This window comes from Streptomyces sp. NPDC059443, assembly GCF_042750105.1.
In the GTDB taxonomy this organism is placed as follows: Bacteria; Actinomycetota; Actinomycetes; order Streptomycetales; family Streptomycetaceae; genus Streptomyces.
The window spans coordinates 45531-55117 of the sequence record NZ_JBHYVM010000043.1 but is presented as its reverse complement, the minus strand read 5'-3'; the positions used below and the strand labels follow the sequence as shown (position 1 = coordinate 55117).

The following is a 9587-nucleotide window of genomic DNA, read 5'->3' as shown; positions in this document are numbered from 1 at the left end:
TATACCTCACTGGTTATTCTTGGTGCTCGTCCGCGGTTTGGTGTGGGGGGGCCGGCGCGGTGGGCGGGGGGGGGGGGCGGCCCCGCGCCCACGGCTGGTCCAGGCGCTCCGGGAGCGCAACGCCTACCTGGAACGGGCGCAGCGCTCGGCCGAGGAACAGGCCAGGTCCCGGGAGCGGTCCCGGATCGCCGGCGAGATGCACGACCTGCTCGGTCACCGGCTGAGTCTCATCGCCCTGCATTCCGGCGGGCTGGAACTGGCCAGCGCGGCCGACGATCCGGAGGTCCATCGCAGCGCGGTGCTGGTGCACAGCACCGTACGGCAGGCGATGCACGAGCTGCGCGGGGTCCTGGGGGTGCTGCGTGCCGAAGGTCCGGCGACGGGTGCGTCGGAGCCGCTGACCGCCGAGACGGGCACCCGGGCGGATGTCGCCGTCCTGGTCTCCCAGTCCCGGGCGGCCGGAGTCGCCGTGACGCTGGAGTGGACCGGCCGGGACCTGGCCGGCGCGGCCCCCGCCGCCCGGCGCGCGGTGCACCGGGTGATCCGCGAGGCGCTGACCAACGTCCACAAGCACGCCGCGGGGGCGGCCGTACGGGTGTCCGTCCGCAGCGGCTCCGGGCACGTACGGGTCGATGTCCGCAACGGCCCCGAGCCCGAAGGCCGTTCGGTGCGGCGGCTGCCCGGCGGCGGCCTCGGGCTGGTGGGCCTGGACGAACGGGTCCGCCTGCTCGGCGGCACGCTGCTGGCCGGCCCCACCCGCGACGGCGGCTACGCCGTCGTGGCGCGCATCCCCCTGGACGGCGGCCCGGCGGTCCCGCACCCGGCCGGGTCCGAGGGCCGGGAGGCGCTGACGGCAGCCGCGCGGACGTGGTTGAACCAGACCGCGACCGCCGCGGCCATGGGCCTCGGGGTCGTGAGCGCCGTCGCCCTGCAGTTCGTCACCCTCGCCTTCGTCCCCTACCCGCCGGAGGACGGGCCGCCGGAGCCCGAACGGAGCGGCGTCTCGCGCGAGGCCCCCGCACGCCACGGGGACACCGGGCCGCCCGTCTCCCTCCGACCGACACCACAGACCACGAGGTTCCTGCTGTGATACGCGTTCTCCTTGCCGACGACCAGGAGCTGGTCCGCGCCGGAATCAGACTGGTCCTCAAACACGCCGGCGACATCGAGGTGGTGGCGGAGGCCTCGAACGGGCACGAGGCGCTCCAGCTGGCCGTCGAGCACCAGGTCGACGTGGCCATGCTCGACATCCAGATGCCGGGCACCGACGGACTCGACGCGGCGGAGCGGATCGCCGCCCGGGCCCCTTCGGTACGCGTCCTCATGCTGACCACGTTCGGCGAGCACGCCTACGTGGAGCGGGCGTTGAGAGCGGGAGCGGCGGGGTTCCTGCTCAAGGACAGCACCCCTCAGGAGCTCATCCAGGCCGTCCGCACGGTCGCGGGCGGTGCGCCGGTCGTGTCCCCGCAGATCACCCGGCACCTCATCGACCAGTACCTCAGCGGCCCCGAGGGTCCGGCCGACCCGCGGATCGACCGGATCGCCGATCTCACCGACCGCGAACTGGAGGTGCTCGCCATGGTCGCCACCGGCGCCTCCAACGCGGAGATCGGCAAGCGACTGCACCTCGGAGAAGGCACGATCAAGGCGTACGTGAGCCGGATGCTGACCAAACTGAGCTGCGCCAACCGGGTCCAGGCGGCCGTCCTGGCCCACGACGCCGGGCTCAGCGTCCGGTAGGACTGCTGGACGGCCGTTCCGTGGCCCGGTGTTGACCGGCCGGCACCTCGACGGTGCCTTCCGGGCCCGGCGCCTGCCGCGGCGGCGGCGCCCCGGCGGCGCTCACGGCCAGGAACGCACCGGCTGCCCCGGCGACGACGGTCTTGGCCACCAGCGCGGTCCAGCGCATCAGTGCCTCCTCAGGTGTTCGGGTGTGGGGGTGGGGGCGGGTGTGGGGGTGGTCGCCGTCATCAGGCCGTGCCCGGTGACGTTCTGGATCTGCAGACCCGGGCGGGCGTTGACTTCGAGGATGAGCGGCCCGCGGTCGGCGTCGACGACGATGTCCGCGCCCAGGTAGCGAAGGCCGGTCGCGCTCGCGCACCGGCGGGCCGCGTCGAGCACCTGCGGCCAGTGCGGCACGGCCCTGCCGATCAGGGGTTCGCCCGTGTCGGGGTGGGTCTCGGTCGGCTCCTTGCCGACGAGGGCGTGGGTGATCCGGCCGGTGGCCAGGTCGACGGCGGCTCCGATGGCCTTCTGGTGCAGGTTGGCCCGGCCGCCGCTGAAGCGGGTGGGTAGGCGCAGCATCGCCAGTTGCGGCCGGTCGCCGTGGCAGATCACCCGGATGTCGGGGAGTCCCTGGTGGGAGAGGCGCTCCAGGTCCGGGTGGGCCCGGATCAGTGGTTCGAACATCGCCCAGTCGGTGGGGCGCGGGGAGAACTCCCCGTCCAGGATGCGGCGCAGCTGCTCGGCGACCACCGCCCGGGAGATCCTCTTGCCGGAGGAGGAGTGCCACTGCCTCCGCCGCCTGCCGAAGGCGAGCAGGATGCCGTTGCCGCCCAGGCTCTGGTTCGGTTTCAGCGCCCAGCAGTCGGGCAGGGCATCCCAGTCCAGTGCGGCGATCTCCCGGCGGGAGCGCAGCAGGGCCAGCGTGGGAGAGGTGGGCGCGCCGACGGACTCCAGCACCTCTTTGGTGGCGTACTTGTCGTTGACCAGCCGGATGGCGGCCGACGGATTGTGTTCGGAGATCCGGGCGTTGCGCAGGTTCATGCCCATCACCGGATCCCAGCCGCGGAACCGGTTCACGAGGCGACGTCCTGGGCCTTGGCGGCCGGTGCGAACCTGAAGAGCTCGCTCAGCCGCAGCCCGCGGTACGTTCCGACGATCGCCGTCCACACGGCGCAGACCAGCGCCAGCTGGAGCGGTACGGCTTCCGCGAGGTGGCGCACGTGCGGGGTGAGCAGGAGCAGCGCCACGAGTACGGCGGTGCCCATGGTCAGCGCCGCGCCGACGGCGGCGGACCGGATGCCGTCGAGGTCCCACTGCTCCCACAGCCGTTCGGTGATGATCGCGGTGACGACGACCGGGAGGGACATGCCCCAGGCGTCGGAGAGCCCGAAGCCTCCCAGGGTGAGCTGAGCGGCGATCAGCCCCGAGGTGACCACGGCGATCAGTACCCCGAGGCGCGCGACGCGCGGCAGGTGCAGCCGGCGCAGCAGGGGCTGCATCGAGAAGCCGAACGCGAACATCACCAGGGTCAGCGGCACGCCCAGGAGCAGGCCGGACTGTGCGTACGCGAGCGCCAGCAGGACCGGGCTGAAGGTGCCCAGCGTGTTCAGCCCGACGACCACGCGGAACAGGACGATCACGAGGGCCGCCAGGGGCAGCAGCGCCATCATCGACACGGGGTCGATCGCCGGGGCCTTGGTGAACAGGATCCGCAGGGCGGACGGCGCGGTGGCCGCGTCGGGCTGGGTGAGCAGTCGCTTCCCCACGGCCACGTGGAGTCCCTGGACGTCCTGGCGGCCGAGGAGTACGGGGGTCTCGCGCTTGGACCGGTTGTTGACGTTGGTCTTGGCCGTGAACGTCCGGCCGGCCAGGTGCATCGTGGAGTCGACTACGGGTCGTTCCTCGCGGCCGAGGGCCGAACCAACGGTGACCCGGGGAGCCTTGGCGAGATCGAAGCCGAGCTCCTTCGCCAGTTTCGTGTCCATCGAGGACGAGGACGCACCCGTGTCGATCATGGCGAGGACTTCGGCCGTCTTGCCGTTCGGTCCGCCGATGCGGATCATCTCCCGCTCCCCGATGACCTCCGACGAGCGCATCAGCGCACGGTCCGGGGTGCTGAGCACGCCGAGCAGGAGCAGTCCGAGGGCGGCTACGGCCGCGAGGACCTTGAAGAGCACCGGCGCCCTCCTGCGCCCGCCTCGGTGTTCGGGGGAAGGCGGCCGGTCGGCGCCGTCCACGCTTGCTTCGTCTTTTCGCAGGTCATACACATGGCCAGCTTCGAGGAACGGCAACGGCGCGCAGTAGTAACGATCGGCCCGGGAGGGGCAACGAAAGTTACGCGTACGTGGCTGCGCGCGCGGGGCGCTACGGCTACGGCTACGGGGCGCTCTCCGTCGGGACGCAGAGCACCGGGACCGGGGAGAGGTGCAGGAGTTTGTGCGGGGTGGAACCGAGGAGGGCGCCGCGGATCGGGCTGTCCCCCCAGCTGCCGACGATGATCACCCGGGCCCGGTGGCGTTCGGCGGCGTCGAGCAGGGCCTGGGCCGGTTTCTCGTCCACCACCTCGACCGTGGAGGGAACCCCCGCCTCGTCGGCGGCCTCCACCGCGCGGGAGAGGGCGCTGCGGCCCGCCTCGCGGACGGCTTCCCGGTGCGCGCGGTACTCCTCGCCGGTGGAGCCGGGGGCGGCCGCCCCGTAGACGAGGACGAGCGGCTCGCCGAAGGCGGTGGCCACCTCCAGCGCCACGCGCAGGGCGCGCTCCGCGCCGGGCGACTCGTCGTACCCGAGGACTACGGACATCGGGGCTCCTCTCGGGTTCCCGTCGGGGTGGGTGTCACGTGCTCAGGGCTTCTTGAAGCCGCGGACGAGTTCCGGGTCGGCGACCCCGCGCCGCTCCTGCCAGAAGCGGCCGTCGCGGATCCGCCAGAAGCACATGACCAGCACTCCCGTGACGGCGATCCCGATCCCGATGACCAGCGGCGGCCCCAGTCCGAACCAGGAGACCCCGCTCGCGGAGTTCTCCGGGTTCGACATGTTCGAGACCGACTTCACCAGCAGCCAGGCCAGCAGGCCGGCCCCGACCACCGGGCCGAGGCCGATCAGCAGGAAGTTGTGCGCGCTCTCCAGCAGGTGGCGGCGGTAGTAGACGGCGCAGGCCACGCCGGTGAGCGCGTAGTAGAAGGAAATGAGCAGGGAGAGGGCCGTCAGGGAGTCCAGGAGGGCGTTCTCGCTGATCTGGTTGACGACGAGGTACCAGGCGATGGCGATGACCGCCACCCACCAGGTGCTCACGTCCGGGGTGTGGAAGCGCGGGTGGATGTGCGAGAGGTGCGGCGGCAGCGCGTGCCGGCGGGCCATGGACAGGGCGGTACGGGAAGCGGGAATGATCGTGGTCTGGGTGGAGGCGAGGGCGGAGGTGCAGACGGCGAGCAGGACCATCCAGTCCCAGCCGCCCATGACCTCGTGCGCGAGGACGGCGAAGACGGCCTCCTCCTCGCCCGCGTTCTCGGAGAGGAACTTGGTGCCCGCGTAGGCGACGACCGCGTAGCCGACGGACAGGTAGGTCACCAGGAGCACCACGGTGGACCAGATGCCGGCCTTGCCCGGCGCGGTGGCGGAGTCCTCCACCTCCTCGGTGAGGTTGACCGCCGATTCCCAGCCCCAGTAGATGAAGACGCCGAGCAGCAGTCCGCCGGTCAGGGCGGTGCCACCGGCGCCGAAGGGGTTGAGCCAGTCCACCGAGGGTCTGATCCCGCCGAGGGTGCTGGTGCCCGCGTAGACCCGGTAGATGGCGACCACCGCGAAGACCAGCAGGAAGAAGACCTGGGCGAGGATCAGGACGTCCTGGAGCCGGGCGGACATCTCGGTACCGATGACGCAGACGGCCGTCATGGCCAGGATCACCACGACGGTCAGGCCCTGGCGGACCGCCTGGTTCGCCGCCCAGCCGTCGAGGCCGGCGGCGAGCAGTCCGAAGTGGACGGCCACGTCGGCGAGCGAACCGATGACGAGGACGCCGGTCATCGCGATGGCCCAGCCGCCGAGCCAGCCGGCCCAGGGGCCCATGGCCCGCGTCACCCACGAGAAGGTGGTTCCGCAGTCCTGGTCGACCTTGTTGAGGTAGTAGAAGGCGGCGGCGATCAGCAGCATCGGGACGAAGGAGGCCAGCATGACGCCGGGCGCGTAGATCCCGGCGAGGGCGACGATCGGACCGATGACCGCGGCCAGGGAGTAGGCGGGCGAGGTCGAGTTCAAACCGATGACGAGCGCGTCGAGGAATCCGATCGCGTTGGCCTGGAGCCTCGCGTCCGGGTCCGTTTCCGGGATCCCCGTGCCGCCGACGTGGTCTTCGTGGCCCATGTACGCATCGTCACGCAGACCACGTCGGCGCGCGAGGCGGGAGACACGCGACGGCGGGGCCGGACGTCAGGGGCCAGAGGTCAGGGGCTGGTGTTCCAGCCCGCGACGACCGGGAGGCCGTGCTCCGTGGACAGCACGCTGAAGGTGCCCGTGCGGAGCAGGAAGAGGCGGCCGTCCTCGGGCGGCAGACCGAGGTAGCGGGCGGTCAGCACGCGCAGCAGGTGTGCGTGGGCCACCAGGACGACATCGCCCCCGTCCGCGCGCAGCACCTCGGCCACCCGGGCCAGTACCCGGTCCGCGCGGGCGCCGACCTGGGCCGCGTTCTCGCCCGGGTGCTCGGCGTCGCCGGGCGGGACCCCGTCGGTCCACAGCGACCAGTCGGGGCGCTCGCGCAGGATCTCGGCGGTGGTCACGCCCTCGTAGCCGCCGTAGTCCCACTCGTACAGATCGGGGTCGGCGACGCCTCCGGGCAGCCCGGCGAGCTCGGCCGTGGCGGCGGCCCGGCGCAGCGGGCTGGTCAGCACCAGGGCCGGTCGGCGGTCCCGGAAGAAGGGGGCGAGCGAGATCGCCTCCTCCACGCCGTGGGCGGTCAGCGGGACGTCGGTGCGCCCCGTGTGCCGCCCGGTCACGCTCCACGCGGTCTCGCCGTGCCTCACCAGCAGTAGATCACTCACGCTCAGGACCCTAGTCCCTGCGGCCCGCCGGCGTCGAAGGACGGGGCGGACGGGACCGCGGGCCGTCACCCGGCGCCTCGATCGCGGCCGCGGCGGAAGCGGTCGAGCCCGTCGGCGAGTTCGACCACCGGGTCGGGGTAGTCGTAGCGGGCCCGTTCCGGTGCGGGCAGCCGCCACGGCTCGTGCACGCGCGGCGCGGGGAGTCCCGCGAGCTCGGGGACCCAGCGGTGCACGTAGCCGCCGCCGGGGTCGTAACGCAGGCCCTGGCGGACCGGGTTGAGGACGCGGTTGGGGCGGGAGTCGGTGCCCGTGCCCGCCACCCACTGCCAGTTCAGCTGGTTGTTGGCGAGGTCCCCGTCGACGAGCAGGTCCATGAAGTGGCGGGCGCCGACGCGCCAGTCCACGTACAGGGTCTTGGCGAGGAAGCTCGCCGTCAGGAGCCGGCCGCGGTTGTGCATCCAGCCCTCGTGGGCCAGTTGGCGCATGGCCGCGTCGACCACCGGGTAGCCGGTCCGGCCCTCCTTCCAGGCCTGGATCTCCTCCTCGGCGGCGGGGCCGGTGCGCCAGCCGTCCCCGCGCGCACGGTAGTCCCGGGCGGCCGCCCCCGGCCGGGCGGCGAGCACCTGGTGGTGGAAGTCGCGCCAGCACAGCTGCCGTACGAAGGCCTCCGCGCCGGGGCCGCCGGCGGCGCGGGCCCGGTGGACGGCCTCGGTGGGCGAGAGCGTGCCGAAGTGCAGGTGCGGGGAGAGCCGGGAGGTGGCGTCGCCGGCCAGGTCGTCGTGGGTCTCCGGGTAGCGGTCGAGGCCGGAGCGCAGCCAGTGGGCGAGCAGCCGGCGGGCCTCGCCCTCGCCGCCGCGGGCCAGTCCCGGTGAGGTGCCGGTGACGGCGGCGCGCTCGGGCAGCGGATCGGAGCGGACGGCGTCGGGGACCCGGACGGTACCGCGGGGCGCGGGGGCGCCGGCGCGCAGGGGCTGCTCCGCCCAGCGGCGGTGGTACGGGGTGAAGACGGCGAAGTGGTCCGACCCGGCGGGAAGGACGGCCCCCGGGGCCACGGCGGTGATCACGGAGTCGTGGACGTGGAGCCGCCGGCCCTCGGCTTCGAGGGCGGCGCGCAGCCGGTCTTCGCGGGCGTGCGCGTACGCGCTGACCCCGCCCGCCATGTGCACCTCGTCGGCGTCGGCCTCCCGTACGAGGGAGACGGTCTGGGCGACGGCGTCACCCGAGCGGACGACGAGGCGGCCGCCGCGGGCGCGCAGCCCGGAATCGAGGTCGGCGAGGCAGTCGGCGAGGAAGGCGAGCCGGTTGGGCGGGGCGGTGATCGCGGGGTCGCGGACGAAGAACGGGACCACCTGCCCCGAGGAGGACAGGGCGGCGCGCAGCGGTGGATGGTCGTGCAACCGCAGGTCGGAGGTGTAGAGGACCACCGCAAGGTTCATGGGGTTCGCTCCGGGTGGGGTCGGGTGGGGCGGGGCGGGGCTGGGTGGTGGGACTGTCACGAGGTACTTCGGCACGGACCTCCCTCCGGATGCGCCGCCGCTGCCGCCGCCAGGCTTTCGGGTGGCGCGTTGGTACAGTCGCGGCATGGCGGTGGACGAGCTCGACACACGGATCCTGCGCCTGCTGATCGAGCAGCCGCGCACCAGCATCCGCGAGTACGCCCGGATCCTGGGAGTCGCGCGCGGCACCCTCCAGGCCCGGCTCGACCGGCTGGAGCGCACCGGGGTGATCACCGGAACCGGGCCCTTCCTGTCCCCCGCCGCGCTCGGACATCCGGTCCTGGCCTTCGTGCACATCGAGGTCACCCAGGGGCACCTGGACGAGGTCGGCGACGCGCTGGCCTCCGTACCCGAGATCATCGAGGCCTTCTCCATCACCGGCGGCGGGGACCTGCTGACCCGGGTGGCCGCCCGGGACAACGAGCATCTGGAGGACGTGATCCAGCGGCTGATCCGCCTTCCCGGCGTGGTCCGCACCCGGACCGAGGTGGCCCTGCGCGAGCGGGTCCCGCACCGGCTGCTGCCGCTGGTCGAGTCCGTGGGCCGGTCCGCGAGCAAATCCTGACAAGATGGTCGGGACAGGTACAGGACCGTACAGGTACAGGCAGGACGGGCACACCGCATGATCTCCGTCATATTCGATCTCGACGGCACCCTCGTGGACAGCGAGCCGAACTACTACGAGTCCGGGCGCCGCACCCTGGAGCGGCACGGAGTCCCCGGTTTCACCTGGGAGGACCACTCCCCCTACATCGGCATCGGCACGCTGGAGACCCTGAAGATCCTCCGGGACCGGTACGAGATCCAGGCCCCGGTGGAGCAGCTGCTCGCCGAGCAGAACGCCGCGTACCTGGAGCTCGCCCGCACGCACACCGAGGCCTATCCGCAGATGCGCGCGTTCGTGGAGCGGCTGCACGCCGACGGCGTCCCGATGGCGGTGGCCTCCGGCTCCTCGCGCGAGGCGATCGACGCGGTCCTGGCCGGTACCGGGCTGGACGCGCTGCTGACCACGGTGGTCTCCGCCGAGGAGGTGGCGCAGGGCAAGCCCGCCCCGGACGTGTTCCTGGAGGCGGCGCGGCGCCTGGGTGCGGAGCCCGCCGACTGCGTGGTCGTCGAGGACGCGGCGCCGGGCGCCCTGGCCGCCCGGGCGGCGGGCATGCACTGCGTGGCGATCCCGTACGTGGCGGCCACCGCCGGCGACCCGGCCTTCGCGGGGGCCGGACTGCTCTTTCCCTCCGGACAGCGGGAATTCAGCGCGGACACCGCCTACGCCTGGGTCAGCGACCGACAGGCCGCCTGAGCTTCTGGCGGCCGAAGGCTCGGACCGCCTGAG

General features: G+C 73.0%; 11 protein-coding genes. 4 read left to right on the top strand and 7 right to left on the bottom strand.

The window, feature by feature from the left end:
• A partial coding sequence (locus ACFXDJ_RS31825) for a sensor histidine kinase (protein ID WP_384851062.1) occupies positions 1–1090 on the top strand: 1090 nt, incomplete at its 5' end.
• A complete protein-coding gene (locus tag ACFXDJ_RS31820; protein WP_384663269.1) occupies positions 1087–1740 on the top strand; it encodes a response regulator in 654 nt (217 codons plus the stop codon). The genes ACFXDJ_RS31825 and ACFXDJ_RS31820, both read left to right, overlap by 4 nt.
• Here ACFXDJ_RS31820 and ACFXDJ_RS31815 read toward each other — a convergent pair.
• The 7 genes from ACFXDJ_RS31815 to ACFXDJ_RS31785 all read right to left on the bottom strand — a co-directional run bounded on the left by ACFXDJ_RS31815 (position 1727) and on the right by ACFXDJ_RS31785 (position 8194).
• Entirely contained in the window at positions 1727–1909 is a 183-nt protein-coding gene (locus ACFXDJ_RS31815) for a hypothetical protein (protein ID WP_384663270.1), read from the bottom strand. The two genes, ACFXDJ_RS31820 and ACFXDJ_RS31815, sit on opposite strands and share 14 nt — an antisense overlap.
• Positions 1909–2802 carry a sugar-transfer associated ATP-grasp domain-containing protein gene (locus ACFXDJ_RS31810; RefSeq protein WP_384663272.1) on the bottom strand — a complete coding sequence of 298 codons (894 nt, stop codon included), beginning with the start codon at positions 2800–2802 and terminating at the stop codon, positions 1909–1911. The genes ACFXDJ_RS31815 and ACFXDJ_RS31810 overlap by 1 nt, the downstream gene beginning before the upstream one ends.
• Positions 2799–3902 (bottom strand): 7TM domain-containing protein, encoded by a 1104-nt coding sequence (locus tag ACFXDJ_RS31805; RefSeq protein WP_384663274.1) that lies wholly within the window; start codon positions 3900–3902, stop codon positions 2799–2801. The genes ACFXDJ_RS31810 and ACFXDJ_RS31805 overlap by 4 nt, the downstream gene beginning before the upstream one ends.
• 199 nt (positions 3903–4101) lie before the next feature.
• Entirely contained in the window at positions 4102–4524 is a 423-nt protein-coding gene (locus ACFXDJ_RS31800; RefSeq protein WP_384663275.1) for a universal stress protein, read from the bottom strand.
• A gap of 42 nt (positions 4525–4566) precedes the next feature.
• The gene (locus ACFXDJ_RS31795; RefSeq protein ID WP_384851059.1) at positions 4567–6084 is read right to left on the bottom strand and encodes an APC family permease; all 1518 of its coding nucleotides are present in this window, start codon (positions 6082–6084) and stop codon (positions 4567–4569) included.
• A gap of 80 nt (positions 6085–6164) precedes the next feature.
• Positions 6165–6758: a histidine phosphatase family protein gene (locus tag ACFXDJ_RS31790; RefSeq protein WP_384655004.1), complete on the bottom strand. Its 594-nt coding sequence runs from the start codon at positions 6756–6758 to the stop codon at positions 6165–6167.
• 65 nt (positions 6759–6823) lie between these two features.
• Complete coding sequence (locus ACFXDJ_RS31785) at positions 6824–8194, bottom strand: cryptochrome/photolyase family protein (protein ID WP_384655000.1); 1371 nt, start codon at positions 8192–8194, stop codon at positions 6824–6826.
• A 145-nt stretch (positions 8195–8339) separates the two neighbouring features.
• Here ACFXDJ_RS31785 and ACFXDJ_RS31780 point away from each other — a divergent pair, with 145 nt between their 5' ends.
• On the top strand, positions 8340–8819 hold the full coding sequence (locus ACFXDJ_RS31780; protein WP_384654997.1) for an Lrp/AsnC family transcriptional regulator: 480 nt from the start codon (positions 8340–8342) through the stop codon (positions 8817–8819).
• A 57-nt stretch (positions 8820–8876) separates the two neighbouring features.
• On the top strand, positions 8877–9554 hold the full coding sequence (locus ACFXDJ_RS31775; RefSeq protein ID WP_384654994.1) for an HAD family hydrolase: 678 nt from the start codon (positions 8877–8879) through the stop codon (positions 9552–9554).
• Positions 9555–9587: the final 33 nt, after the last annotated feature.

Coding starts and splice junctions, on each gene's coding strand:
- ACFXDJ_RS31800 (WP_384663275.1), bottom strand. CDS start 4,524: ATGTCCGTAGTCCTCGGGTACGACGAGTCGCCCGGCGCGGAGCGCGCC.
- ACFXDJ_RS31780 (WP_384654997.1), top strand. CDS start 8,340: ATGGCGGTGGACGAGCTCGACACACGGATCCTGCGCCTGCTGATCGAG.
- ACFXDJ_RS31795 (WP_384851059.1), bottom strand. CDS start 6,084: ATGGGCCACGAAGACCACGTCGGCGGCACGGGGATCCCGGAAACGGAC.
- ACFXDJ_RS31815 (WP_384663270.1), bottom strand. CDS start 1,909: ATGCGCTGGACCGCGCTGGTGGCCAAGACCGTCGTCGCCGGGGCAGCC.
- ACFXDJ_RS31785 (WP_384655000.1), bottom strand. CDS start 8,194: ATGAACCTTGCGGTGGTCCTCTACACCTCCGACCTGCGGTTGCACGAC.
- ACFXDJ_RS31775 (WP_384654994.1), top strand. CDS start 8,877: ATGATCTCCGTCATATTCGATCTCGACGGCACCCTCGTGGACAGCGAG.